The sequence below is a fragment of the Brachybacterium netajii (SeqCode) genome, assembly GCF_054114245.1.
On sequence record NZ_JBSYXB010000003.1, the window covers coordinates 203,821 to 229,142 of the forward strand.

The window sequence follows — 25,322 nt, forward strand, 5'->3', positions numbered from 1 at the left end:
CCATCAGTACGAAGATTCTCGTACCTCGAGTATGCTCGGGTCATGCACACTCTTGCGTCGACCTATGCACTGGGCGAGGCCCCGGGCGATCTGCCGGAGCGGCTGCCGGAACCCGCGGTGGAGGAGCTCCGCCTCGAGCGGGTCATGGGCGCGCTGACCGAACCCCTGCGCCTGACGATCGTCCAGCGGCTCCTCCTGTCGTCGGAGGACTTCGATCAGACCTGCGGGTGGTTCGGCTTCGATCGCCCGAAGTCCACGCTCACCCATCACTTCAAGGCGCTGCGCGAGGCGGGCGTGATCACCCAGCGCCAGTACGGCCTCGAGCGTCGCAGCCGTGTCCGGCTCGACGACCTGAACGCCCGCTTCCCCGGCCTCATGGACCTCGTGCTCGAGTGGACGCCCGCCGCGGACTGAAGCGTCGCCGGGCGAGGCCGCAGATGGCTCTCCGCGTCGGAGCCTGGTGGAGTTTCGGGGTGACGCCTGGTCGCGGCCCGAATCGCCGCCTGAACCTCGCGTGCACGGTCTGCTTGTGTGCAACTTGTACAAGTTGCACCATGGACCCATGCTTTCCGTGACCCTGTCCCAGTTTCGTAACCGGCAGAGCGACTACATCGCCGCGGCGCAGCGAGAGCCTGTCGAGATCACTTCGCGTGGCGTCGGTCGCCGTGCCGTCGTCGTGTCCCCCGCGTTCTTCGATCGCGCCGTGCAGGCGCTGGAGGACCGGGCTGATGTCCGTGGTGCCGCCGAGGCTCGCAACGAAGAAGGGCGAGTCTCCCACAAGGAGCTCATGCGCGAGCTCGGCCCCTGAACCTGTTCGATGGCGTACTCGATCAGCTATGCCCCTTCAGCGGCGAAGGTCATTCGGAAGCTCGACAGGTCGACGGCCCGTCGGCTGCTTGAAGCCATCGATGGACTCGCCTTCGACCCGCGCCCGCCAGGCTGCATTCAGCTCAAGGGTGGCGGTGGAGAGTTCCGCATCCGCGTCGGTGACTACCGCGTCGTCTACGACGTCCAGGATGACGAGCTGGTAGTCCTCGTGCTGCGGGTTGGGCATCGCCGAGAGGCGTATCGATGAGGTGGCATTCGTCGCCTCTCGTGATGGAGGGGAGCCTGCCGGATGTGGGCTCGCCGAGGTCGAACCGGCGCACCATGCCATAGGTCAGGTCAAGCTGACACCTGATCGCGCATCAGCACCGAGCGATCCTCGGCGGCCCATTGCGGTCGCAAGCGGTCTCCAGTGGTCTCCAGCGGTCCGACGGTGTGGTAGCCGGCAGCGGTCCGGCGTATGACATCGCTGTAACCATCCCCAGTTGTGGATAACTTTGGGGATGACGCGGGGGATGGTGCGCACCCGCTGTGGACAACAGGGCGCGCGATGTGGATGCGCGGTGGGGATCCGGGCGTGTCCGCTGCGCCGCCTAGCAGATCCCCGGCCCCGATCAGGACGCGACGTGCCGGACCCTCCGGCGCGATCCGTGCCTGAGGGGGCGTCCAGCACGCTCTGGGAAGGTGTGAGAATCCCCGTATGACCTGCGTGGACGCGGTGACCTCGCGCACGCCCTCCTGGGTTGTGCACGAGTGTGGATCGGCAGGGGTCCGACGGTCCACCGTCGGTGCCGTCGATGCGGCTCAGGGGCCCCGCACCTGCGGAACTACAAGAATGTCATTCATCCACGGCTGTGGATGACGTTGTGGACAACCGGTGCTCGGGGCCCTCGAGGTCAGTGCTCGGCGCCGTCGGACCGGCGCAGATCCGTCGTCGTCCCCAACGCGACCTCGACCATGCGCACGAGCGCCGCGGCCGCGTCGGCGACGGGCACGACATCGGCCGCGGGGATGTGGACGAACCCGCTGCGGGGGACGGCCGCCCCCGTCGTCGGCCCCTCCAGCGCGGCGAGGCGGTGCTGCAGGAGGTAGAAGACGTCGTTGCACACGTACGTCCCGGCGGTCTGCGAGACGGAAGCCGGCAGCTGCAGATCGTCCCGGACCGCCGCGACCATCGCCTTGATCGGCAGGGTCGAGAACAGGCCGACGGGCCCGCCGGGGACGACCGGCTCGTCGACCGGCGAGGCGCCGGCGTTGTCGGGGATGCGGGCGTCGCGGATGTTGATCGCGACCCGCTCCGGCGTGATCGCCGACCGACCCGCCGCGAGGCCGACGGCGATCACCAGACGCGGTGCGAGCTCCTCGACCGCCTCCAGGAGCAGCGCCCCGGCGCGGCCGAACTCGACCGGCAGCTCCCGCGCCGCGGTCGCGGTACCGGCCGCCGTCAGCGTCCCCGCGGCCCGGCGAGCGGCCTCCCAGGAGGGATTGTCGGCGTCGCCGCCGAACGGCTCGAACCCGGTCAGCAGCACCTGTGTCGTCATGGAGGAAGCGTAGGCGCGCGGCGCGGACGGGGGCCCGGTGCGGCCGGGGTCCGGAGAGGACGGTGGTCCGGTGCCGCCGTCGTCCTCGCGGCATGCATCACCTGGACCAAGACTTAAGAGACATGCCCTAGCCTGTGGCGATGACCGGCCCCGCTTCCTCCGCCGCTTCTACCTCCACCGCCGGCGATGGCCTCGTCGCGCTGTTCCCGCATCTGGGCCTGTCGATCGCGGCCGGGGACCTGACCCTGCGCCCGTTCCGCGAGGAGGACCTCCCGGAGTACGTCGAGCTGCTGCGTCGGCCGATCTTCGAGGACGAGGACGCCGACCACGTCTTCCCCTGGTATGCGACCGACCCGGAGTCCCGGCTGCGCGGAGCGCTGCAGTTCCAGTGGCGCCAGCGCGCCGAGCTGTCCCGCGAGCGCTGGTCCCTGCCGCTCGCGATCCGCGCGCACGGCGAGCTGATCGGCAGCCAGGACATCGTGGGCGCCCAGTTCTCCGACCGCCGCACCGTCAGCTCCGGCTCCTGGCTCACGCGCGACGCCCACGGCCGCGGCTACGGGACGCTCATGCGCCAGGCGATCCTCGTCCTCGCCTTCGACCATCTCGGGGCGCGGCGCGCCGAGTCCGCCGCGGTGCTCGGCAACGAGCGCTCCTTCCGCGTCTCCGCCGCCTGCGGGTATGTCGCCGACGGGACCGAGGTCGTCGTCGAGGGCGGCAGGACCCTCACCCACCAGCGGTTCCTGTGCACCCCGGAGACCTTCCGCCGGCCCGAGGCCGAGATCCGCGTCGAGGGCGTCACCGCGGCGCTGCGGGAGCAGCTCGGCGCCTGAGGAGCTTCCGCGTCGAGGGCGCCTGAGCGGCGGGCGCGGCCGAGCGCCTCAGCCGACGCCGTCGGCGGCGAGCCGCAGCGCCGCCTCCGCGGCCCCGGGGAGCTCGCCGGCCTCCTGCACGCAGCGGGCCAGCAGCCAGCGCCGCACCCGGGACGGATCCAGGTCCGCGAGACGGGCCATGCGCTCGGCGAAGGCCGACGGGTCGGCGCGCAGCCGCGAGGGATCGTTGAGCATGTGCTGCAGGACGTCGTAGTGCGGGTCGCCGACGTAGGGCTTGGGGTCGATGAGCACCCATTCGCGCCCGCTCCCGGGGTCGCGGACGCCCCCGATCCCGCGTCCCCCGGCGATGTCGCGGGCGAGGACGTTGCCGTGGTGGAGGTCGGTCGCCAGCAGGGTCTGCTCGCCGTCCCACTCCCGCGGCAGGTCGCGGAAGAGCGCGAGGGCGTGGTCGACGAGATCGCGGGGGAGGGCCGACGGGTGGCCCGAGGCCGACGTCCGCTCGTCGGCGTCGCTCGCCCGCGCGGCCGCGTGGTCGGCCCACCACGCGCACATCTGCGCAAGCGGACGGAAGGCCGAGCCCTCTGGCGGTGGGATCCTCAGCCGGCGCGCGAGATCCGCGACGACCTCGTCCTTCTGCGGCCAGGGGAGCGCCGCCTCGAGCGTCGTCCCAGGGCGGACCTGCTCCATGAGCAGCACGGACGTACCCTCCCCGTGCAGGCCGCTCCGCCGCTGCGCGCTCAGCACGCGGGCGGCGCCGTGCCCCTGCCAGGCGGCCATGCCGGCGGCCTCGTCCCGCGCCTCGTCGTGCGCGAAGGACACCTTCAGCACGAGCTCGCGGGGCCACCCGTCGTCGGCTCCGCTCGCGTCGGCCTCGGCCTCGGCCCCCTCGGCCCCGGCCCCGGCCCCGATCCCGTCGGCCCCGTCGGCTCGTCGGACGGGCGCGACCCAGGAGGCGGAGCCGCCCGGAGCGAAGGGGGCGGACGGCACCGCTCCGAGCTCCGCGAGCAGCCGCGGAAGGAGCGTCGGCAGCTCCTCGCGCCAGCGGACGACGCCGGGGTCGCGGTTCGCCGCGAGCAGCGGAGGCAGCGGGTGCCCGGCGACTGCCGTTACGGCGTCGACTGCCGTGACGGCGTCGGCAGCCGGGGCGTCCGGGGCTGTCGGGATCGTCGGATCGGTCATGGGCGGGCGGCTCCGAGGGGCGGCGGCCGGTGGCCGGGCGGGCGCGGGGCTAGCATTCTGCCGTGAAACCGTTCCTTGTGATCTCCACGCGCCCCGAGGACGACGTCGCCCTCACCGAGCACGAATCCGTCCTCCGCTTCACGGGCCTCGCCGAGGAGGACGTCCGCTGGGTCCGCCTCGAGCGCGAGGAGCTGCCCGAGCTCGGTGCCGACGACGTCTCCGGCGTGATCCTGTGCGGGAGCCCCTTCACCTACTCCGATCCGGTCGACGAGAAGCCGGCGATGCAGATCAGCGCCGAGGCGGCGATCTTCGCGCTGCTGGACCGGGTCTTCGCCGAGGACATCCCCTTCCTCGGCGCCTGCTACGGCGTCGGGACGCTCGGCACCCACCAGGGCGCGGTCATCGACCGCACCTACGGCGAGCCCATCGGCGCGGTCGAGGTGACCCTGACCGACGCCGGCCGCGAGGACCCGCTGATCCGCGCCGCCGGGCTCGGGGACACCTTCACCGGCCTCGTCGGCCACAAGGAGGCCGTGCACACGCTGCCCGAGCATGCGGTGCTGCTGGCCAGCGGCGAGACCTGCCCCGTGCAGATGTTCCGCGCCGGCCCCCGCCAGTACGCGACGCAGTTCCATCCCGAGCTGAACGTGCCGCTGATCATCGAGCGCGCCCGCCACTACCGCGAGCACGGCTACTTCGACCCCGAGGACATGGAGCGCATCTTCGAGGAGCTCTCCCACCGCAGCGCCGACGAGGCGCCCCGCCTGCTGCGCGCCTTCGCCGAGCTCTACGCCCGCTGACCTCGCCCGTCGGCGACGCGGCCGAGCCGCCCGTCGGCCGACGGCGCGGCGCGCGGGATCCGAGGGAAAGCGGCTCCCGGTGGCGGCTCCTCCGGTAGGTTCGCGGACGTGCCCCGATACACCCGCGAGCAGGTCCGGCGTCGACAGCTGACCGTGCTCGCCGTCGGCGTCGTGGTCCTGCTGGTCCTCATGGGCGGGTGCGTGCGCCTGCTCGTGGGCGGGCTCGGCGGGGCCGACGACGCGTCCGACGCCGGGGTCTCCGGCGCGGCGTCGGATGGAGCGCTCGCCGGGCGCACGCCCTTCGCGGCCGACGACGCCGCCATGTCCGTCGCGGCCATGCCCGAGGCCGCGGCCGCTCTCGCCCAGCTGCCCGACGGGGTCGAGCTCGCCGCCGACGAGGTCATGGGCATCGACGTCTCCGCCCACCAGCAGGAGATCGACTGGACGCAGGTGCGCGAGGACGGCTACGTCTTCGCGTACATCAAGGCCAGCGAGGGAGCGGACTTCGTGGACGAGCGCTTCGCCGAGAACTGGTCCGGCGCGCTCGAGGCCGGCATCGTCCCCGGCGCCTACCACTACTTCACCCTGTGCTCCTCGGGCGCGGACCAGGCCGCGGACTTCCTCGCCGCCGCCCCGCCCGACGACGCCGCGCTGCCGCCGGCGATCGACCTCGAGCTCGACGGCGCCTGCACCGAGCGTCCCGAGCCCGCCGACGTCATCGCCGAGATCGACGACTTCACGGCCATCGTCGAGGAGGCCTGGGGCCGCCGCCTGCTGATCTACTCGTCCTCGCAGTGGCGCGACGCCTACGGGCTGCTCGTCGGCGAGGGCCGCGTCCACTGGCTCTCCTCCGTCGGCTCCCGGCCCGAGCCGACGGACTGGGCGCTGTGGCAGGTGCGCTTCGACGGGACCGTCTCCGGCATCGACGGGGACGTGGACATCGACGTCGCCCGCATCGAGACCCTCCGCGGCGGCTCCCTCATCCCCGACGGCGAGGGTGCGCTGACCTCGGACGACGCCGCCTAGACGGGGGCATCGGCGAGCGAGCCCGACGGGCTCAGCCGGCCTGCTCGATCTCCTCGCGCAGCTCCCCGGCGACCGACCAGTCGGCGCTGGACTGCACGCCGTCGATCAGCACCACCGGGGTGCCGATGCCCTGCGCGGACGCCTCCGGCTCGACGACGTCCTCGAGCCACGGGATGTAGGTGCCGGCGGCGACGCAGTCGGCCACGTCGATCCCGGACGCCTCCTCGACGATCTGCACGAGCTCGTCGTCGCTGAGGCCCTCGGCCCCGGGCTGATGCGCGAACAGCGCCTCCTCGACGGCCGACCAGGACGCCGGATCCTCGGCATAGGCGCAGACGGCGGCGTTCGCGGCGCGGCCCGAGTAGCCCTCCGGGGAGGAGCTCAGGTCGAGCATCGGCCGCGGATGGACGCGCAGGGTGATGTCCCCGGCTTCGGCGAGCTCCGTCAGGTCGCCGCCCGAGACGTCCTGGAAGGTCGCGCAGTGGGGGCAGAGGAAGTCGAGGTAGACGTCGACGACGGGGCCGTCGGCGCTCGTGCTCAGCTCGAGGTAGGCCTGGTCCTCGGCGACGCCGGGCGGGGCGACGAGCGCACCGCTCCCCTCCGCCTGCTCGGCCGCGCCGGTCGGCTCGGCCGCCGTGCCCGTCCTCGTGCCGGCGTCGTCGGAGCTCGAGGAGTTGAAGAAGAAGATGCCGCCGACGATGACGACGGCCGCGACGAGCGTGACCACCAGGAAGCAGACGGCCGCGCCGGCGATCGCGAGCGCGAGGGGGCGGCGGAAGAGGTTCTCGAGCATGCGGGGTCCTCGGGATCGGGGGCGGACGGGCAGACAGGCGGGTCCATTATCCCGGCGTTCCGCCGTCGGCCGCGGGGCCCTCGTCCCCTGTTGCCCGCCGCGGGGCCCTCGTCCCCCGACGGCGACCGGCGCCGCGTCGCGGAGACGAGTGCCTGCAGGGCACCCGGAGGAGTAGCATCTGCCCTGTGCCGGAGCGACATCCGTCCGGCGTGGTCCCGCGCGGGACCGCGCCGCGGGAGCAGGCCGCGGAAGCAGACCAGGGGGAAGCGCCCATGATGTTCGAGTCCGACGCCATCGCGGTCGACCAGCGCGCACGCACGGGGACGCTGCCGCCCGCCGCCGAGGTCGATGCCCTGCTGCAGGAGGCGCATCGCCGCTACGCCGGGATTGACGACGGCGAGCTCGCCGACTACATCCCCGATCTCGCGCTCGCCGATCCCGCGCACTTCGCTCTCGCTCTCACCGGCGTGAACGGGGCGACCTTCGAGACCGGCGACGTCGGTGTCGCCTTCACCATCCAGTCGATCTCCAAGGCGTTCGTGCTCGCGCTCGTGTGCGAGGAGATAGGGCACCAGGAGGTCCACCGGCGGGTCGGCGTGAACAACTCCGGGCTCCCCTTCAACTCCGTCATCGCCGTCGAGCTCAACGGCGGCAACCCGATGAACCCCATGGTCAACGCCGGAGCGATCGCCACCACCGCGCTCGTGCCCGCCGCGGACTCCGAGGGCCGCTGGCACCGGATCCGCGACGGGCTCTCCCGCTTCGCCGGCCGCGAGCTCGAGCTCGACGAGGGCGTCCTCGCCTCCGAGCTGCGCACCAACGGCCGCAACCGCGCGATCGCGAAGCTCCTGGACTCCTATAGCGCACTCGGCCCCGACCCCCTCGAGACCGTCGACGTCTACACCCGCCAGTGCTCCCTGCTGGTCACCGCCCACGACCTCGCCGTGATGGGCTCCACCCTCGCCAACGGCGGCGTCAACGCCGTCACCGGCGAGCAGGTCGTCTCCGCCGGCGTCGCCCGCGACGTGCTCTCCGTGCTCGCCTCCTGCGGGATGTACGAGCGCTCGGGGGAGTGGCTGTTCGAGATCGGCTTCCCCGCCAAGTCCGGCGTCTCCGGCGGCATCGTCGCGATCTCCCCCGGCAAGGGCGCGCTGGGCACCTACTCGCCGCGCCTCGATCCCGCTGGGAACTCCGTGCGCGGCCAGCGCGCGGCCGCCTTCCTCTCCCGGGCCCTGGGGCTGAGCCTGCTGGCCTCCGCCCCCTGGGATCCCATCGGCTGACCCCGGCCCCGCTCCCTCCTCCCCAGAACGGACACCGCTGATGACCACCACCTCGACCGCAGGCGCCGGGAGCCCAGAGACCGCTGCGAAGGCGTCCTGGCTGCCGATGTCGTGCCTGTTCCTCGCGCAGGTGCTGATGAGCTTCAACGTCTCCGCGCTGCCCATCTCCCTCGGCGGCATGGTCGACTCCTTCGGGGTCCCGCCGACGGTCGCCAGCACCACGATCGTGGTCTACGGCCTCGTCGTCGCAGCGCTGGTGATGACCGGCGCGAAGCTCGGCCGACGCTTCGGCTGGGTGCTGCTGTTCCGCGTGATGGTCGGCCTGTTCGCCTGCTCCGCGCTGACGATGATCCTCGCCCGCTCCATCAACGGCGCGATCCTCGGCCAGGTCCTCGCCGGCATGGCCGCCGCGATCATCGTCCCCTCGCTGGTCGCCCTGATCGCTGCCCACTACCGCGGCGCGCAGCAGGCCACCGCCGTCGGCGTGCTCGGCTCCGCCCGTGCCTTCTCCGGCATGGCCGCGTTCCTCATCGGCGGCACGCTCGGCACGCTCGTCGGCTGGCGGCCCCTGTTCGGCCTGATCCTCGCGATCGCCGTGGCCGTCTTCGCCCTCAGCTTCACCCTGCGTCCGCAGCCCGGCGACCGCAGCGTCCGCATCGACGCGGTCGCCTCCGTCCTCATCGGTCTCGCGGTCGCCTCCCTCACCTTCGGCTTCAACAACCTCAACGCCTGGGGCGTGCTCGCCGCGAAGGAGTCCGCCCCGTTCGAGCTGCTGGGGCTCTCGCCCGCGCCGGTCCTCGTCGTCGTCGGCCTGCTGCTCGCGCAGGGGTTCCTGATCTGGACCCGCCGCACCGTCCGCGCGGGTCGCAGCCCGCTCGTCGACCTCGGCGTCCTCGCCCGTCCCAGCGAGCGCGCCGCCGTGCTGGCGATGTTCACGATCGTCGCGATGGAGGCGGCCGTGAACTTCACCGTCCCGACCTACGTGCAGATCGTCCAGGGCCGCACCCCCTTCGACACGTCCATGGCGATGCTGCCGTTCAACCTCTCGGTGTTCGTCACCGCGACCCTCGTGGTCCGCTTCTACCGGCGGTTCCCGCCCCGCACGATCGCCCTGTTCGCCTTCGGGCTGACCACTCTCGCGCTGCTGTGGCTCGCCCTCGTGGTCTCCAACAACTGGGCCACCCCGCCGACGATCCTCGGTCTCGTCGTCTTCGGCATCGGCCAGGGCGCACTCGTCACCCTCGTGTTTAACGTGCTGGTCACCGCGGCCCCCGCGGAGAAGGCCGGCGATGTCGGCTCCGTCCGCGGCACCGCCCAGAACCTCGCCTCCGCCGTCGGCACCGCCATCACGGGCGCCGTCCTCGTCTCCACGCTCGGCTTCGGCATCACCCAGGCCGTCGCCGAGCACCCCGAGCTGCCGGAGGAGCTCGTCGCCCAGGTCGACCTCGACTCCGTCGACTTCGTCAGCAACGACGACCTCCGCTCCGCCCTCGCCGAGCAGACCGACGCGAGCGACGCCCAGATCGACGCCGCGGTCGCCGTCAACGAGGAGGAGCGCCTGACCGCCCTCAAGATCGGCTTCCTGCTCCTCGCCGGCGTCAGCCTCGTCGCCGCGGTCCCCGCCTCCCGGCTGCCGCGCTACCGCCCTGACGAGCTCCCCGAGCTCTGACCGGCGGGCCGCCGCGGGGGAGCGGGCCCGTCCAGGGCGGAAGGTCCCGTGCCGACGGTGACATTCGCCCAGGCAGGAGCGGTAGAACGTCCCGGCGATCGGGGGCTGCGGGCTGGAAGAATTCAGGTGTCAGCCACCGAGGATCCCCTCGGAGCTGGTCCCCATCTGCTGTCACCCCTGACCGACGTGATCATCGATCACAGCACCTGAGGAGCCCGCCATGACCCGCACTCTCGACCGCGCCCACCGAGCCGCCGCCGCCCGCGCCGCGACCCTCGCCATCGAGCAGGAGGGCCAGGTCGGCGTCGTCCGCCGGGCGCTGATGATCATGGGCATCGCCGTCGTCGCCGGCGCCGCGCTGACCGCCTGCAGCCCCGCCACCGCGGAGACCCCGGGCGTCGTCGGCAGCTGGGGCTCCGACGAGGCCGGGCAGCCCTCCCTGACCATCGACGAGGACGGCGCCTTCTCCGGCGGCGACGGCTGCAACGCCCTCGCCGGGACGGGCACCCTCGCCGAGGACGCCTCGTCCATCGATCTCGGCGTCGTCGCCGGCACCATGATGGCCTGCGTGGGCGTCGACGAGTGGCTCGGCTCCGGCGCCACCGCCGAGGTCGCCGCCGACGGGACCGAGCTGATCGTCCGCGACGCCGACGGCGCCGAGATCGGCCGGCTCGCCGCCGCCTGACCCGCTCGCGGCCCCCGAGAGCCCGACGGTCGCGGTCCACCCCGGTCCTGTCAGGCCCGACTCAGTCCAGCCCAGTTCAGCCCTGTCCCGGGTCCGCCCCGGGTCAGGGCTGCAGGCGTTCCCGCCGCCAGACGCCGTCGGTGCCCAGCGCGAAGGCGATCCGGTCGTGCATGCGGTTCGCCCGGCCCTGCCAGAACTCGAGGGCGTCGGGGAGCAGGCGCAGGCCGCCCCAGTAGTCCGGGCGCGGCACGTCGCGCCCGGCGAAGCGCGCCTCGGCGTCGGCGTACCGCGCTTCGAGCTCCTCGCGGGAGCCGACGGGCCGGGACTGGTCCGACGCCCAGGCGCCGAGCTGCGATCCGCGCGGCCGACGGGCGAAGTACGCATCGGACTCCGCGTCGGAGACCCGTTCGACCCGGCCCTCGACGCGCACCTGGCGCTGCAGCGCGTACCAGGGGAACAGCAGCGAGGCCTGCGGGGTCGCGGCGAGCTCGCGGCCCTTCGCGGACTCCCGGTTGGTGTAGACGACGAAGCCGCGCTCGTCGCGGCCCTTCAGCAGCACGGTGCGGGTGCGCGGCCGGGGCGCGCCCGCCTCGTCGAGAGCGATCGAGGCGAGCACGACGGCCGACGGGTCGGAGATGTCGCCGTGCAGGTCGCGCCGGGCGAAGGCGTCGTCGAGCCAGGCGTCGAAGAGCGCGAGGGGGTCGGCGGGGGCGTCGTCGGCGAGGCTCCCGGCGAGATAGTCGATGTGCTCGAGCGGCAGGCGCTCCGCGAGGTCGGCCGGGGAGGCGGGGCTGCGGACAGCGGGATTGCGGGCCGCGGGGTCGTGGGCCGCGGGGGTGCGGGAGGCGTCGGGGCTGCGCGGGACGTCGGAGGACGTGCTCATGATCGGATCCTAGGCCTGCGCCGCCGGGGCGATGGGACGACGGTTCACACGGCGTCGCGCGGCAGGTGCGCGCCGCGGCGCGGAAGGGATCAGGCGGCGGCGAGGTGACGGGCGTGCGCGCGACGTCCGCGCCAGGAGCGGCGCGCCGGGCGCGAGGGGCGAGACCGGCGGGACGTGCTCGCCGTGCCCGCTGCGCCGGCCGTGCCCGCCGTGACAGCCGTGCCCGGGGCGCGCGACGGGGCGGTCGCGGCGGCGAGCTCGTCGGCGTCGATCTCGAGCAGCGACGGGTCGATCCCGCGGGCGGCGGCCTCGGCGCGGAGCGCGCGGATCGTGCGCAGGGACTCGACATCGCCCCACAGCTCGGGGAGCGGGCGATAGGCGATCGGGGCGGCGGAGGCGGCGCGGCCGGCAGGAGCGGCGGCGGTGCGACGGGCGGCCGTGCGGCTGGTGGCGATGCGACTGGTGGCGGTGGCGGTGGCGGTGTTCCTCATGCTTCGAGGATGCCGCCGGGGCCGATGCGGCCGCGTCCGCTCACGGGCGCGGCCGCATCAGACCCTGGGGGGATCATCCGGTCAGACGGTCTCCACCTGATCGAGGTAGATCGCGGTCTGGCCCGAGCTGTTGCTCGAGGAGACGAACTGGACGCCGATCTCGCGGACCGCGGAGAGGTTCGAGATCCCGGACAGCGAGAGGCTCAGCGTCGTCCTGGAGGTCGACACGGAGGCGGCGCCGCCGTCGGCCCAGGACCAGCCGCTGCCGGTCTTCACGTAGAGCTTCGCGTTCAGGCCGCTGCCGACATCGCCCCAGGTGGCGCGCCGGACGGTGGCCCTCAGGGTGCTCGCGCCGCTGAGGTCGCGGTCCGAGGTGAGGCGCACGTAGTGCTGCGACCCGCCCGACATGATGATGTCGGCCTTCAGCGAGGACGAGCCGGCGGCGGCCCATTCGCCCGACTGCCACGGGCCTCCGTACAGGTTGTCGCCGGTCCAGGAGCCGGTGCCGCTCTCGAAGTCCGCGATGGTCGCGGCCGACGAGCCGCCGCTGCCGTCGTCGCCCCCGTCGTCGTCGCCCCCGTCGTTCCCGCCGCCGGAGCCGGAGAACACGGAGGCCTCGGTGGAGGTGGCGCGGAGGCCGTCGGCGCCGTCGATGAGGCGCGTGCCCCAGGCGCTCGGCGAGGAGGCGTCGAAGTCGTTGACGATGTCGAGGTACTCGACGCCGCTGCCGTTGCCGCTCCAGGACCAGCCGAGGTAGCCGATGCTGAGGCGCTCCGCCTCGGACATGATCGCGTCCTCGTCGACGTCGCCGTCGGAGTGGGTGTCGCCGAACTCGCCGACGACCAGCGGCAGGCCCGCGGACACGAAGGCCTCGAGGTAGTCGGTGACGGCCGAGCCGGTCCCGTAGACCCCGTACATGTGCACGGAGAAGATCGTGTTGCCGTCGGGATCGGCGGAGGCGACGCTGGCGGCGCCGTCGCGCATGGTGCCCGACCAGTCCTGGCCCCAGTTCGGGGCGTCGACCATGATCGCGTGCTCGTAGCCGATCTGGCGCATGCGGGAGATCGCCGACGACGTCGCGGAGACCCACTGGGAGGCGGTGTCGTTGCCCAGCGGCTCGTTGCCGATGTTGATGATGACCCGGTCCTCGGTGCCCGCGAGCGTCGAGACCAGGCCCTCCCAGTAGTCGACGGCGGCGTCGAGGGAGACGGCGTTCGGGGCGTAGGCGGTGTCGCCGTAGCCGGTGGTGTCGTGGACCTCGAGAATCGCGATCAGCTTGTTCGAGGTGCAGGCCGCGACGATGGAGGAGACCGCCGATGCGGTGGTCTCGGTCCACTGGTCGCCGCTGGAGAGGACGACGCGGACGGAGTTCGCACCGGTGGCCTTGATGCCGGCGAGGGCGCCGGTGGTCTCGTCGGGGTACCAGGCGTGGGCGTGGTTGATGCCGCGCAGGACGAGCTCGGTGCCGTCGGCCTCGAGGATCTTCCGCCCCGAGACGTGGATCCCGGGGGTGGCGCCGGCGGCGCGGGGAGCGGTGGTGGCGGAGACGGCGACGGTGCCGAGCGCGAGCAGGCTCGCGGTCCCGGCCAGCGCCGTCCGGCGGGAGAGGGAGGTGCTGAAGATCGACATCATTGTCCTTTCGTCGGTGGACGCCAAAGTTAGGTCGACGACGAAAGAAAGTCAACGGTCGGGCCGAAGGTCGAGGGATCTGTCCGGAGATGTCCGGAAGGCTCCCGCGTTCGACCGCGCGCGGCGGCGTGCCGGCGTCGGCGCGTCAGCGCACCATGCGGATGTCCTCGATGCCCCCGAGCTGCTGCTCGGTCTGGCGGGTGCCGTCGGGCGCGAAGCCGAGCTTCTCGTAGAAGCGGCGGGCCCGCGGATTGTCCTCGGCGACCCACAGGCTCGCGGGGGAGTCGCCGATCACCGAGCAGACCAGAGAGTCGGCCAGGCCCGTGCCCCACCAGGCCCGGTCCACGTACAGCAGCGACAGCTCGAGGTCGCGCACGGGGAGCTCGTCGCGCACCGGCCAGGAGGCCGCGAGCCCGATCGGGGTGCCGCAGCCGTCGCGTCCGATGCGGTAGACGCCCTCGTCATGCGCCGGATTGCCCGGGGTCAGCCACTGCGTCCACTGGACCGTCCGACGGGCGACCGCATCCTCCGAGAACCAGGACTCGTCGAGCAGATGCGCGTAGGCCTCGCGCCATCCGCCGACGTGGATGCGGGCGATCGCGGGAGCGTCCTCGGGGAGCGGGACATCGATCGAATAGGTGCGCACGGGTGCGGGCATGGCTGGCATTCTGCACCCCGGATCGCGAGCGCGCACCCCCGTCCGGGCCGATCGTGGCTCAGAGAACGTCGGGCGTTCGTCACGTGTCCGTCGGCCGTTCGCCGGACCGGACGTCGGGCCCGGACGTCGGGCCCGGACGTCCGGCCCCGACGCCCGGGCCCGGACGTCGGGCCCGGGCGTCGGGGCCGGGCGGGCCGGGGCGTCGGCCGCCGGGCGGGCGTCCGACGGCGATCGGGACGCAGGTCCCGGTTGCGCCGCCCGCGGAGCCTGCTATGGTTCCGAGTCGAACGACGGAGCTCGCCGTCCGTTCATCCGGACTCGAGCTGCTCGTCGAAGGATTGTCATCCCCCGGACTCTCGGGGGAGCAAGACCTGGGCCCCGTGCCGTGCGCTTCCGCGCACCCTGGGGACCGGGTCTTTTTTGTTGCCCGAAACCCAGGACCCCCTGAGCTTCACGACCCCCTGAACCCCAGGACCCCAGGACCCCAGGAAGGATGCGAGGACGCATCATGAGCACCTCCTCATCGTCCGGATCGATCGCCGAGGACATCGTCCGCGGCGTCGGCGGACCCGAGAACATCGAGAGCCTCACCCACTGCGCGACCCGCCTGCGCTTCCAGCTCCACGACGGCGACCAGGTCGACCGGGAGTCCCTCGACGCCCTCTCCGGCGTCATGGGCACCGTCCCCCAGTCCGGCGACCGCTTCCAGGTCGTCATCGGCGGCGCCGTCGCCAACGTGTACGCGCAGATCATGGCGCTGCCGACGATGGCCGCCGGCGGCGCCCCCCGCAAGCAGACCGACGCCGAGGTCAAGGCCGCGATCCGTGCCAAGTCCAAGGGGAAGTTCGCCTGGGTCGACGCCTTCTTCGAGTACCTCTCCGACTCGTTCCGCCCCCTCATGGGCGTGCTGCTCGGCGCCTCGCTGATCATCGCGATCGCCTCCGTCCTCGACGCCCTCGGCGTCGTCGACTTCCGCGCCGACGACAAGTCCGCGACCTGGGTCTTCGTCGACGCCATGTGGCGCTCGGTGCTGTACTTCCTGCCGATCATGGTCGCGTACAACGCCGCCAAGAAGCTGCAGATCGACGCCTGGGTGGGCGCGGCCGTCATGGCCGCCGTCATGACCCCGAACTACCTCTCGCTGATCGACGGGAACGTCCCCGGCGTCACCTGCACCACCAACGAGCTGCTCGGCACCCAGCAGTGCGTCGCCACCGTGTTCGGCCTGCCCATGCAGCTGAACGACTACGGCGGCCAGGTGTTCGTGCCGCTGATGATGGTCGCCCTGCTCGCCCTCGTCTACAAGGGCCTGCAGCGGATCTTCCCCGAGAACGTGCAGCTCGTCTTCGTCCCGTTCCTCTCGATGCTGATTATGATCCCGGTGACCGCCTTCCTCGTCGGCCCCCTCGGCATCTGGGCCGGCAACGGCCTGGGCAGCGGCCTCTCCTGGCTCAACGGCAACGCCCCGATCGTCTTCGCGATCCTCATCCCGCTGCTGTACCCGTTCCTGGTGCCGCTGGGCCTGCACTGGCCGCTGAACGCCCTCATGCTCCAGAACATCAACGCCCTCGGCTACGACTTCATCCAGGGCCCCATGGGCGCCTGGAACTTCGCCTGCTTCGGCGCCACCGCCGGCGTCCTGCTGCTCTCGATCCGCCACCGCGAGGCCGAGATGCGCCAGACCGCGACCGGCGCCCTCGCCGCCGGCCTCTTCGGCGGCATCTCCGAGCCCTCCCTCTACGGCATCCACCTGCGCTTCAAGCGCATCTACCCGCGCATGCTCGTCGGCTGCCTCGTGGGCGGCGTCATCGTCGGCCTGCTCGGCGGCGTGAACACCGGGGCTTTCGCCTTCACCTCGCTGCTGACCATCCCGGTCTTCGACCCGATGCTCACCTACGTCATCGCGATCACCGCCGCGTTCGTCGTCGCCATGGTCCTCGTGTACGTCTCCGACTACATGACCCCCGAGCAGCGCGCCGAGGCCGACGCCCAGCGCGACGCCGCCGCGGCCCCGGCCGCCGAGGAGCGCGTGCTCGCGACCGTCGGCGCGGGTGCCGCCACGGGCGCCGCCGCCGCAGGTGCCGGCGTGGGTGCCGAGGCGACCTCGTCGGCCCCGGCCGCCGCGTCGGCCGGTGCTGCACAGGACGGTGCCGGGTCGACCGGAGCTGCGTCGGCCGGAGCCGCGTCGACCGGAGCATCCGCAGACGAGGTCGTGATCACCGCGCCCGTCGCCGGACGCATGGTCTCCCTCGACGACGTCTCCGATCCGGTGTTCGCCTCGCGCGCCCTCGGCGAGGGCGTCGGCGTGATCCCGTCCGACGGGCGGATCGTCGCCCCGGCCGACGGCCTGCTGGTCTCCGTCGCCCAGACCGGGCACGCCTTCGGCATGCTCGCCGACGGCGGCGCCGAGGTGCTCGTCCACGTCGGCATCGACACCGTGAAGATGGAGGGCCGCGGCTTCGACGTCCGCGCCGAGCAGGGCCAGAAGGTCCGCCGCGGCGACCTCCTCGCGATCGTCGACCTCGACGCCGTCACCGAGGCCGGCTACGACACCGTCACCCTGCTGACCGTGCCGAACACCGCGACCTTCACCGCCGTCGAGCCCGCCCCCGCGAAGGACGTCGCGGCCGGCGAGACGGCGGTCGTCGTCCGCCGCTGGCGACGGGACGGCGGCTGGCGCTGACAGCTGGGCTCGGCTGGCGCCGACGGCTGGGCTCGGCTGCCGCTGGCCGCGGTGGCCGGCCCGTCGTCGGCGCGCCGTCCACAGCGGGCCCTTCGCCCGTGACCCGGCGCGACGGGACGCGTACCCTCCCAGGAGAGGGACGCGTCCCGTCGCGCCCGGCGCATCCCGGCGCCCGACGGGACGTGCCGCCGGTGCCTGCGGGCGACGGCCGACGATCGACGGCTGACGGCTGACGGCTGACGGCTGACGGCTGGCGGCTGACGGCTGACGCGCTGCGGGCGATGGCGTTCTCGACGAGGAGAGGAGAGGGACTGAGCCGATGAAGGTGCTCAGGGTTCTCAACAACAACGTCGTCCTCTCGCGGGACGAGACCGGTCAGGGCGTCATCCTCACCGGTCGCGGCCTCGGCTTCCGTGCACGGCCGGGCGACCCCGTCGACCCCGCGAAGATCGTCCAGGTCTTCGTCCCGGCCGACGGGCGCGACCCCGACCACCTCGCCGAGGCCTTCGCGATGATCGACCAGGAGGTCCTCCGGGCCGTCGTCATCGCCCTGCGCGAGACCGGCATCGAAGGACCCCAGTCCTCCCGCCCCACCCTCGCGATCGCCGTCGCCGACCACGTCTCCGGCGCCCTCGACCGCCTCCGCAACGAGATGGAGATCGAGTACCCGCTCGAGGTCGAGGTCCGCACCCTCTATCCCGACGAGTACGACCGCGCCCGACGCCTCCTCGTCGAGGTCAACCGGCGCGTCGACCCGCCGCTTCCCGACCGCGAGGCCACCGCTCTCGCGATGCACCTGGTCAACGCCGGCTTCTCCACCGGCGACCTCTCGTTCACCTACACCATGACCGGCGTCATCCAGCAGATGCTCGCGGTCGTGGGGGAGCGCTTCGGCATCGAGGTCGACCGCCATTCGATGGCCGCCGCCCGCTTCATCACCCACGTCCGCTACATGTTCGTGCGCATCCAGCAGCACCGTCAGCTCGACGGTCAGGAGTCCGTCATCGGCCGCACCATCCGCGAGGCCTACCCCGACGCCACCCGCACCGCCGAGCAGCTCGCCGTCATCGTCCGCCTCCGCATGGGCGACGACCTCTCGCCCGACGAGGTCTCCTACCTCGCCCTCCACGTCGCCCGCATGACCCTGGAAGCCGAAGCCGCCGCCGCGATCGGGGCGGGTGCGGGCCCGGGGGCGACCGCGGGCGAGTGAGGGCTCGCACAGGGTCTGGAGCGGGAGTTTGAGCGGGGGCTGGAGCGGGAGCTTGAGCTGGCCTGAGCGGGTCTGAGCTGGTCTGAGTGGGCCTCGAGCCGCCGCCGAGGGGAGCAGTGTCCCCTGGCGTCCGTTATGAATGCGCTTTAGCGGTCGCTGGGGGACACTGCTCGCGCTCTTGCCTGCTCGGCTGCTTGGTTGCTCTGTGAGGGTCCGTTGTCGCGTGGGGGTGGCGCATTGAGGGTGATCGGGTCATCTGAGGGGCACCGGACGGGCATCTGAGGGGCACCGGAGGGAGCAGTGTCCCCTGGTGTCCGTTATGAATGCGCTTTAGCGGTCGCTGGGGGACACTGCTCAGGCTCCGGCCCCTCGGGTTCCCGAGCAGATCCCTCGAGCAGATCCCCCGATCAGACCCCCCGATCAGACCCCCCGATCAGACCCCCCGATCAGACCCCCCGATCAGACCCCCCGATCAGATTCCCCGAGCGGATCCCTCGAGCGGACCTTCGCGATCCCTTCCGCGGAGTAACTGGAACCCGTAGTATCAGGTAACGTGCCGTGCGGAGCCCGGAGCGTGCCGGACCGCCCTGTCCGGACCGCCCTGTCCGGACAGCCCTGTCCGCCCTGCTCCGCATGCTCGTCCCAGACATCGTCGTCGAAGGAGATTCCCGTGCCCGAGGCCGTCATCGTCGCCGCTTCCCGCTCGCCCATCGGACGCGCCCGCAAGGGGTCGCTGAAGGACGTCCGCCCGGACGACCTCGCCTCCCAGATGGTCCGCGCGGCCCTGGATCAGGTGCCCGTGCTCGACCCGAGCACCATCGATGACCTGCAGCTGGGCTGCGCGATCCCCGAGGGGTACCAGGGTGGGAACCTCGCTCGCACGGTCGCCGTCGGCCTCGGGATGGACGCCGTGCCCGGCGCGACCGTGACGCGGTTCTGCGCCTCGTCGATCCAGACCACCCGGGCCGCGTTCCACGCGATCGCGGCGGGGGAGGCGAAGGCCGTGATCTCGGCGGGCGTCGAGTCGATCTCTATGAGCACCGGCCGCCTCATGGACGACGACGCCCGCGATCCCCGCTACCGGGAGGCCTGGGAGCGGACGGCGCGGCGCGCGAGCCGCGAGATCCCCGCCCCCTGGCACGATCCCCGCGAGGACGGCGAGCTGCCCGACGCCTACATCCTCATGGGCCAGACCGCCGAGAACGTCGCCGAGCTGCGCGGCGTCTCCCGGCGGGCGCAGGACGAATGGGCGGTGACCTCGCAGAACCGTGCCGAGGCCGCGATCGCCTCCGGCTTCAGCGCCCGGGACATCACGCCCGTCACCCTGCCCGACGGCTCGACCGTCGGCGCCGACGACTCCCCGCGCGCGGGCGTGACCCTCGAGTCCGTCGGCGCCCTGGACCCCGTCTTCCGGCCCGACGGGACCGTCACCGCCGGCAACTGCTGCCCCCTGAACGACGGCGCCGCCGCACTCGTCCTCATGGAGGCCCAGCATGCCCGCGACCTGGGCATCGAGCCGCTCGCCCGGGTCGTCTCGACCGGGGTGTCGGCCCTGAGCCCCGAGGTCATGGGCCTCGGACCCGTCGAGGCGACCCGTCGGGCGCTCGCGCTCGCCGGGATGAGCATCGGCGACATCGACCTCGTGGAGCTCAACGAGGCCTTCGCGGCGCAGGTGCTCCCGTCGGCCGATGATCTCGGCATCGACCACGACCGTCTCAACGTCCACGGCGGCGCGATCGCCCTCGGCCACCCGTGGGGCTCGACGGGCGCCCGCATGACCACCACCCTCCTCCACGGCCTGCAGGAGCGCGACGGCGCGCTCGGCCTCGCGACGCTGTGCGTCGGCGGCGGCCAGGGCATGGCCCTCATCATCGAAAGGATGTCCTGATGACCAGCCAGAACGACTGGATCACCGACCCCGCCCCCAGCATCGGGACCGGGCCCGTGGTCTCGCGGCCGTCGGCCGAGGCGCAGAGCCCCGCGGAGCTGCTGCCCATCGAGCAGGACCACTTCGCGCTCTTCCAGGGCGTCGACGGCGCCGACCTCGAGGCGTGGCGGGCGGCGCGCCGCTTCGTCGGCCGCCTCGACCTGCTCGAGGAGGCGTGGGAGAAGGGCGACTACCCGACCGAGCTCATCGGTGAGCTGGGCGCGGCGGACCTGCTGACCGACGGTCTCGGCCTGCCGGGGCATCGGGCGCTGACGCCGCTCGGCACGGGCCTGGTGAACATGGAGCTCAGCCGCATCGACGGCTCGCTGGGGACGATGGTCGGCGTGCAGGGCGGGCTCGCGCTGCGCTCGATCGTGCTGCTCGGGTCCGATGAGCAGAAGGAGCGCTGGGTCGAGCCGCTCGCCCGCGGCGAGGAGTTCGGCGCCTTCGCGCTGACCGAGCCCGACCACGGCTCCGACTCGGTCTCGCTGGAGACCGTGGCCCGCCGCGACGGCGACCAGTGGGTGCTCTCCGGGCAGAAGCGCTGGATCGGCAACGGGGCGGGCTGCCGGCTGTCGGTCGTGTGGGCGCGGGTCGACGACCCGTCCGACGACGCCCTCCACGGCCAGGTCTCGGGCTTCCTCGTGGACCAGTCCCTGCCGGGCTACGAGGCCGAGGTGATCCGCGGGAAGGTCGCGCTGCGAGCGATCCACCAGGCGCACATCCGGATGACCGACGTGCGTCTTCCGCGCGACGCGCGCCTGCCCGGCGCCCGCTCCTTCAAGGACACCTCGCGAGTGCTGTTCGCGACCCGCGCGGGCGTGGCCTGGGGCGCGCTCGGGCATGCGACCGCCTGCTACGAGGCCGCCCTCGAGCACGCCCGCACCCGCATCCAGTTCGGGCGCCCGCTCGCGAAGGCGCAGCACGTGCAGGTGCGCCTCGCCGACATGCTGCAGACCCTCACCTCGATGCAGCTGTACTGCGTGCGCCTCGCGCAGCTCGAGGAGGCCGGCACGATCACCCCGCAGCAGGCCTCGCTCGCGAAGGTGCACTGCACGCGCGGCGCCCGCGAGATCGCGTCCGACGCCCGTGACCTGCTCGGCGGCTCCGGCATCCTGCTCGAGAACCGTGTGGTCCGCCATCGCAGCGACATCGAGGCCCTGCACACCTACGAGGGCACCGACACCATGCAGTCGCTCATCGTCGGGCGCGCGGTGACGGGGGTGAGCGCGTTCGTGTGAGCCCGGGGCGGGGCCAGGGCGCTGCGGCGCCCCCTCACCCCAGGTCGACGACCTCGAACTCGAGGATCCCCTCGGCGCGGGAGACCGTGCTCGAGGGGTCCCGGGGCGTGCGCTGATCGGCCCAGGCGCGGAAGCTCTCCTCGTCGGCCCAGCGGGTCACGACGAAGTAGCGGTCCTCCTCGGCGCCGGCGGCGGGGCGCAGCAGCTCGAAGCCCTCGAAGCCGGGCGCGCCGTCCACGGAGCGCTTGCGCGCGGCGAAGCGCTTCTCGAGCTCGGCCTCCTGACCGGCGGGGACGGCGAGGCGGTTGATCTTCACGACGGTCACAGGTGCCCTCCTGGGGAACGATCCGGACGGCCGGGCCAGCCCCATCCGTCCTCGTCCATCCTCTCGCGCGCCCACGGGTGCCGCGGGGCCGACGGTCCTCCCGCCCGCCGCCCGACTAGAGTGGTCCGCACCTCGCAGGGGGCGAGAGGGGAACCAGGGGGCCGTCATGACCACCATGCCCGGGACGACCGGACGGCGGGAGCTGGTGCGCGTCGGAGCGGTCGGCGCCGTCGTCGGCCTCGGCGGGATGCTCGTCGGCTGCGTGCCGTCGCAGGTGACCGCGGGGGACGACGCCGAGGAGCTCGCCGCGACGCTCGGCACCGAGCCCGAGCGCGTGTACGAGACGCTGGGCCTGGGGCTCGAGCGACCGGGCGAGGGCGCCGGCGTCCTCGCGACGCCGGACGGCGCCTATGCGGTCGACGGCGTCGGCCTGATCGACCGGTTCACGGCCGATCAGCTCGAGGACCGCCTGTACCGGTTCATGGCGACCGACGAGGACGTCGTCGCGCCCGAGGGCGAGGTCTACCTGGTGGTCTCCCTCGTCCGCGAGGGCCGCGGCTGGCAGACCGCGAGCACCGACGGGACGGACTGGCTGACGGGGGCGGGGCCGGTGACGACCGCCCGCCTGATCGTCGTCCGGGACGGCGAGGAGGTCGCCGCCACCGCGGACCTGTGGCTCTCCGAATCGGCCTGGCTGCTGCGCGTCCCCGCCGATCCGGCGCCCGACGAGGCCGTCCTGGAGGTGGAGACCGACGGGAAGATCCAACGGCTCAGCCTCGTCGACGGCTCGCTGATCAGCAGCGACGTCCCGCAGGTCTACGGACGCTCCGCCGTGGAGGACTACGCGCAGGGCGAGGACGACTCGAGCTCCCTCTACCTCGACGCCGAGGACGAGCGCGGGAACCGCGACAGTCTCTCCGTCTACCTCAACGGCGCATGGGCCACGCCGCTGTCGACCGCGCTGGGCTGGGCCGACGACGGACGCCAGCATCTCGCCGTCCTCGTCGACACCCAGCAGTCGCTGATGCGCGACCTCGACAAGGCCCTCCTCTTCTATCCCGTGCGCATCGGCGCCGCCACGGCGACCGCCGACGGGGAGGCGTCCGTCGAGCCCGCCCTCGTCGAGCACGTCATGCACAGCGGCTCCCTCGGCCTCTCCTCGCGGGACACCTGGGTGGTCTGGTTCTCCGTCCCCGCCGACTTCACGACGGTCGAGGCGGTCATCGGCCTCGACGTCCTGCCCCGCCGCGAGGGGCTGGCGGAGGCGCTCGGCCTCGGCGAGGGCCTCCGCTTCACCGTCACGGGCACCCCGGTCTCCGGAGACGACGCATGAGCGCGCGCCCCGCCCGCCGTCTCCGGGCCGACGCGCCCGTCGGCCCCCACGTCGGCCCCGCCCTGGACCGTCGGGCGCTGCTGGGCCGCGGCGCGCTCGGCCTCGCGGGCGCCGGCGCGGCGGCGCTCGCGCTGTCCGCCTGCACGGCCGACGACGATCGTACGGCGCCCGGCATCGCCGTCGTCCTCCCCGGCCGGCCCTCCGGCGTCGACGGGCTCGTCGCCCTGCCCGACGATCTCGACCATGCGGTCGAGCTGCCGGGCATGCGCTGCCGCGTCGAGTCCTCCGTGCTCCTGGACTCGCTGCCGCGCAGGGTCGGCGCGGAGCTCGGACTGCCGGCCCCGTCCCTGGCCACCTCGGAGACCTGGTTCCCCGCCGACGGCGAGAAGTACCTGATCGCGCTGGTGGTCGCCCAGGGCGCCCGCACCATGGCCCTTGAATGGCCCGAGGGCGCCGACTACACCGACCGCGCGGTCATCGGCGGCACGGAGGTCGAGAGCGTCCTCGGGCCGCTGCGCCCGTACACCGCGGACCCCCTCCAGGATCGCGGTGCGCGGACGATCGTCGCCTCGGTCCCCGCCGACCTGGCCGCCGCCGACGCGATCATCGAGATCGCCGACGGCGACATGCTCCAGAGCCTCAGCCTGCTCGACGGGACCCGCGTCGCCAGCGACATCGAGTCCTGGTACGCGCAGGCCGCGACCGCCGCGCCCGAACGCCGCGCCTGGGAGCGCGACGACGACCGCCTCGCCGGGGGCCCGCTGCTCGCCGGCTGCGTCGCCGACGTCGAGGTCAGCCCCGTCCGCGCCGACGGCACCTGGCCCGCCGACGGCCGCGTCGTGCTCGGCGTCGCCCTCGCCGTCCTGGTGCCGCTGCCCGGCGCCGTCGAGACCAGCACCTTCGCCCTCGTGCTGCCCGACGGGAGCGAGGCCGAGCCCGACGGGGACCCGTCGGCGGCCTTCGCCTCGCAGGGCGGGACCCGCATCCGCTTCGAGGTCCCCGGCGACCTCGACGCCGCGACCGTCCGCCTCGCGCTCTCCGCCGAGATCGACGGCGAGCCCGTCGACCTGGGCACGGAGGAGATCGCCGTGACGATCACCCGGGAGGACCGATGACCCGCAGCCCGACCCGCACCCCGCTCGCCCTCTCTGCGCCCGGCCTCCCCGCGCCCGGTCGGCGAGTCGTCGTCCTCGGCGGGGCCGCGGCGGCGACGTCGGCCGTCCTCGCGCTCGCCGGCTGCAGCCGGTCCGACGACCGCTACGCGACCCTCGGCGAGGACCCGGTCCTGCTCCGCGCGGACCGCGCGACCACGATGCTCGAGCCCGTCGGCGATCAGGCGCAGGCGCTGATCTCCTCGGCGGGCACCTGGCGGGTGCGCGGCACCCTCCTCGCCGACCGCTTCGAGGCCGCCGACGCGGAGGCTCTCGACGGGGTCTTCAGCGACGACGGCGGCGAGGATGTGGTCGCTCCCGACGGCCAGCAGTTCCTGCTCGTGCGGCTCGAGGTCGAGCAGCAGTGGTGGGGCGGGCCGACGTACGCGCCGTACACGGTGACCGGCTCGTCGGTCGTTCAGGCGACCCTCGACGCCGAGGGCACCGCGCTGGACGTGTCCGCCACCTATGTCGCCACCGGCACCTATCTGATGCGGGTGCCCGCGGACCCGGCGCCCTCGGATGCGGTGCTCACGGTCGTGACCGACGGGAAGTCGCAGCAGCTCAGCCTGATCGACGGCACGCGCGTCACCTCCGACGTCGAGCTGCTCTACGGGCGCCACGACGAGGTCGTCGTGAAGGACGGCGACCGTGAACTCGCGGATCTGAACGAGCTGTACCGCGTCGTCGACGTCGACGGGCCCGACGGGGCCCGCACGCGCCTCACGGCGTGGCCCCGCCAGATCTTCACCGCCCCGGTCGACGTCGACGGCACCTGGCCGGAGACCGGCACCCAGATCCTCTGGATCAGCCTCATCCTGGACCAGTCCACCTACGGCGCCGACGACCCCGCCTCGGAGCTCGACGAGCACGAGATCGCGCAGACGCTGCTGCGCCGCCTCGTGCTCGAGCTCGACGACGGCACCGCCATCGAGCAGACGGATCTCGCCCCCGCGTCCGACGTGCTCAGCGGGACCTGGCTGCGCGTCGAGGTGCCCCTCGCGGTCGAATCCGCGCGCTGCACGCTCGAGGTTGACCCGCTGGCGTCCTGGGAGGGCCTCGTCGAGGAGATCGGCGACGCCGCCGAGGTCTCCTTCGACCTGAGCTTCGCCCCGGGCCCGACGTCGGTCGCCTGACGGTGCCGCCGGTCCGCCCGCTGTCCG

At 73.1% G+C, this 25,322-nt stretch carries 24 protein-coding genes; 16 read left to right on the forward strand and 8 right to left on the reverse strand.

Annotated elements, in window-relative coordinates; translation table 11 throughout:
- Positions 1-42: 42 nt before the first annotated feature.
- From ACXET9_RS08215 to ACXET9_RS08225, 3 genes are all read left to right on the forward strand, one after another.
- The gene (locus tag ACXET9_RS08215) at positions 43-414 is read left to right on the forward strand and encodes an ArsR/SmtB family transcription factor (RefSeq protein ID WP_457886041.1); all 372 of its coding nucleotides are present in this window, start codon (positions 43-45) and stop codon (positions 412-414) included.
- 148 nt (positions 415-562) lie between these two features.
- Positions 563-808 (forward strand): type II toxin-antitoxin system prevent-host-death family antitoxin, encoded by a 246-nt coding sequence (locus tag ACXET9_RS08220; RefSeq protein WP_457886042.1) that lies wholly within the window; start codon positions 563-565, stop codon positions 806-808.
- Positions 809-817: 9 nt separating this feature from the next.
- A complete protein-coding gene (locus tag ACXET9_RS08225) occupies positions 818-1,075 on the forward strand; it encodes a type II toxin-antitoxin system RelE family toxin (protein WP_457886043.1) in 258 nt (85 codons plus the stop codon).
- Positions 1,076-1,721: 646 nt separating this feature from the next.
- Here ACXET9_RS08225 and pcp read toward each other — a convergent pair.
- Positions 1,722-2,366 carry a pyroglutamyl-peptidase I gene (gene pcp / locus ACXET9_RS08230; RefSeq protein WP_457886045.1) on the reverse strand — a complete coding sequence of 215 codons (645 nt, stop codon included), beginning with the start codon at positions 2,364-2,366 and terminating at the stop codon, positions 1,722-1,724.
- Between the two features lie 140 nt (positions 2,367-2,506).
- Between pcp and ACXET9_RS08235 the strand changes: the two genes are divergently transcribed.
- Complete coding sequence (locus ACXET9_RS08235) at positions 2,507-3,196, forward strand: GNAT family N-acetyltransferase (protein ID WP_457886046.1); 690 nt, start codon at positions 2,507-2,509, stop codon at positions 3,194-3,196.
- A 48-nt stretch (positions 3,197-3,244) separates the two neighbouring features.
- Here the strand turns inward: ACXET9_RS08235 and ACXET9_RS08240 are convergent, their stop codons facing one another.
- Positions 3,245-4,375, reverse strand: a complete 1,131-nt coding sequence (locus ACXET9_RS08240; RefSeq protein ID WP_457886047.1) for an aminoglycoside phosphotransferase family protein — start codon at positions 4,373-4,375, stop codon at positions 3,245-3,247.
- A gap of 62 nt (positions 4,376-4,437) precedes the next feature.
- Here ACXET9_RS08240 and ACXET9_RS08245 point away from each other — a divergent pair, with 62 nt between their 5' ends.
- Positions 4,438-5,175, forward strand: coding sequence for a glutamine amidotransferase (locus ACXET9_RS08245; RefSeq protein ID WP_457886048.1), 738 nt, complete (start codon positions 4,438-4,440; stop codon positions 5,173-5,175).
- A 108-nt stretch (positions 5,176-5,283) separates the two neighbouring features.
- Positions 5,284-6,201, forward strand: a complete 918-nt coding sequence (locus ACXET9_RS08250) for a GH25 family lysozyme (protein WP_457886049.1) — start codon at positions 5,284-5,286, stop codon at positions 6,199-6,201.
- Positions 6,202-6,232: 31 nt separating this feature from the next.
- Here ACXET9_RS08250 and ACXET9_RS08255 read toward each other — a convergent pair whose 3' ends face one another.
- Positions 6,233-6,994 (reverse strand): DsbA family protein, encoded by a 762-nt coding sequence (locus ACXET9_RS08255; RefSeq protein ID WP_457886051.1) that lies wholly within the window; start codon positions 6,992-6,994, stop codon positions 6,233-6,235.
- A gap of 275 nt (positions 6,995-7,269) precedes the next feature.
- On the opposite strand from ACXET9_RS08255, the gene glsA reads away from it, so the two are divergent.
- The 3 genes from glsA to ACXET9_RS08270 all read left to right on the forward strand — a co-directional run bounded on the left by glsA (position 7,270) and on the right by ACXET9_RS08270 (position 10,628).
- On the forward strand, positions 7,270-8,274 hold the full coding sequence (gene glsA, locus ACXET9_RS08260) for a glutaminase A (protein ID WP_457886280.1): 1,005 nt from the start codon (positions 7,270-7,272) through the stop codon (positions 8,272-8,274).
- Between the two features lie 40 nt (positions 8,275-8,314).
- Entirely contained in the window at positions 8,315-9,943 is a 1,629-nt protein-coding gene (locus tag ACXET9_RS08265) for an MFS transporter (protein WP_457886052.1), read from the forward strand.
- A gap of 220 nt (positions 9,944-10,163) precedes the next feature.
- A complete protein-coding gene (locus tag ACXET9_RS08270) occupies positions 10,164-10,628 on the forward strand; it encodes an META domain-containing protein (RefSeq protein WP_457886053.1) in 465 nt (154 codons plus the stop codon).
- 103 nt (positions 10,629-10,731) lie between these two features.
- Here the strand turns inward: ACXET9_RS08270 and pdxH are convergent, their stop codons facing one another.
- The 4 genes from pdxH to ACXET9_RS08290 all read right to left on the reverse strand — a co-directional run bounded on the left by pdxH (position 10,732) and on the right by ACXET9_RS08290 (position 14,289).
- Complete coding sequence (gene pdxH / locus ACXET9_RS08275) at positions 10,732-11,511, reverse strand: pyridoxamine 5'-phosphate oxidase (RefSeq protein ID WP_457886055.1); 780 nt, start codon at positions 11,509-11,511, stop codon at positions 10,732-10,734.
- Between the two features lie 89 nt (positions 11,512-11,600).
- Positions 11,601-12,002, reverse strand: a complete 402-nt coding sequence (locus ACXET9_RS08280) for a hypothetical protein (protein ID WP_457886056.1) — start codon at positions 12,000-12,002, stop codon at positions 11,601-11,603.
- 81 nt (positions 12,003-12,083) lie between these two features.
- The gene (locus ACXET9_RS08285) at positions 12,084-13,631 is read right to left on the reverse strand and encodes a glycoside hydrolase family 5 protein (protein ID WP_457886057.1); all 1,548 of its coding nucleotides are present in this window, start codon (positions 13,629-13,631) and stop codon (positions 12,084-12,086) included.
- Positions 13,632-13,776: 145 nt separating this feature from the next.
- Complete coding sequence (locus ACXET9_RS08290; protein ID WP_457886058.1) at positions 13,777-14,289, reverse strand: N-acetyltransferase family protein; 513 nt, start codon at positions 14,287-14,289, stop codon at positions 13,777-13,779.
- Between the two features lie 508 nt (positions 14,290-14,797).
- Between ACXET9_RS08290 and ACXET9_RS08295 the strand changes: the two genes are divergently transcribed.
- The 4 genes from ACXET9_RS08295 (at position 14,798) to ACXET9_RS08310 (ending at position 21,350) form a co-directional block, all read left to right on the forward strand.
- Positions 14,798-16,972, forward strand: coding sequence for a glucose PTS transporter subunit IIA (locus ACXET9_RS08295; RefSeq protein WP_457886060.1), 2,175 nt, complete (start codon positions 14,798-14,800; stop codon positions 16,970-16,972).
- A 319-nt stretch (positions 16,973-17,291) separates the two neighbouring features.
- A complete protein-coding gene (locus ACXET9_RS08300) occupies positions 17,292-18,182 on the forward strand; it encodes a PRD domain-containing protein (protein ID WP_457886061.1) in 891 nt (296 codons plus the stop codon).
- A 670-nt stretch (positions 18,183-18,852) separates the two neighbouring features.
- Positions 18,853-20,070: an acetyl-CoA C-acetyltransferase gene (locus ACXET9_RS08305; protein WP_457886062.1), complete on the forward strand. Its 1,218-nt coding sequence runs from the start codon at positions 18,853-18,855 to the stop codon at positions 20,068-20,070.
- Positions 20,070-21,350, forward strand: coding sequence for an acyl-CoA dehydrogenase family protein (locus ACXET9_RS08310; protein WP_457886063.1), 1,281 nt, complete (start codon positions 20,070-20,072; stop codon positions 21,348-21,350). Before ACXET9_RS08305 ends, ACXET9_RS08310 begins: the two co-directional genes overlap by 1 nt.
- A 34-nt stretch (positions 21,351-21,384) precedes the next feature.
- On the opposite strand, the gene ACXET9_RS08315 is transcribed toward ACXET9_RS08310, so the two are convergent.
- Positions 21,385-21,675 (reverse strand): antibiotic biosynthesis monooxygenase family protein, encoded by a 291-nt coding sequence (locus ACXET9_RS08315; RefSeq protein ID WP_457886064.1) that lies wholly within the window; start codon positions 21,673-21,675, stop codon positions 21,385-21,387.
- A 166-nt stretch (positions 21,676-21,841) separates the two neighbouring features.
- On the opposite strand from ACXET9_RS08315, the gene ACXET9_RS08320 reads away from it, so the two are divergent.
- From ACXET9_RS08320 to ACXET9_RS08330, 3 genes are read left to right on the forward strand one after another with little or no spacing between them, the layout of a single operon-like run.
- Positions 21,842-23,008 (forward strand): hypothetical protein, encoded by a 1,167-nt coding sequence (locus tag ACXET9_RS08320; protein WP_457886065.1) that lies wholly within the window; start codon positions 21,842-21,844, stop codon positions 23,006-23,008.
- The gene (locus ACXET9_RS08325; protein WP_457886066.1) at positions 23,005-24,123 is read left to right on the forward strand and encodes a hypothetical protein; all 1,119 of its coding nucleotides are present in this window, start codon (positions 23,005-23,007) and stop codon (positions 24,121-24,123) included. The genes ACXET9_RS08320 and ACXET9_RS08325 overlap by 4 nt, the downstream gene beginning before the upstream one ends.
- Complete coding sequence (locus ACXET9_RS08330; RefSeq protein ID WP_457886067.1) at positions 24,120-25,295, forward strand: hypothetical protein; 1,176 nt, start codon at positions 24,120-24,122, stop codon at positions 25,293-25,295. The genes ACXET9_RS08325 and ACXET9_RS08330 overlap by 4 nt, the downstream gene beginning before the upstream one ends.
- Positions 25,296-25,322: the final 27 nt, after the last annotated feature.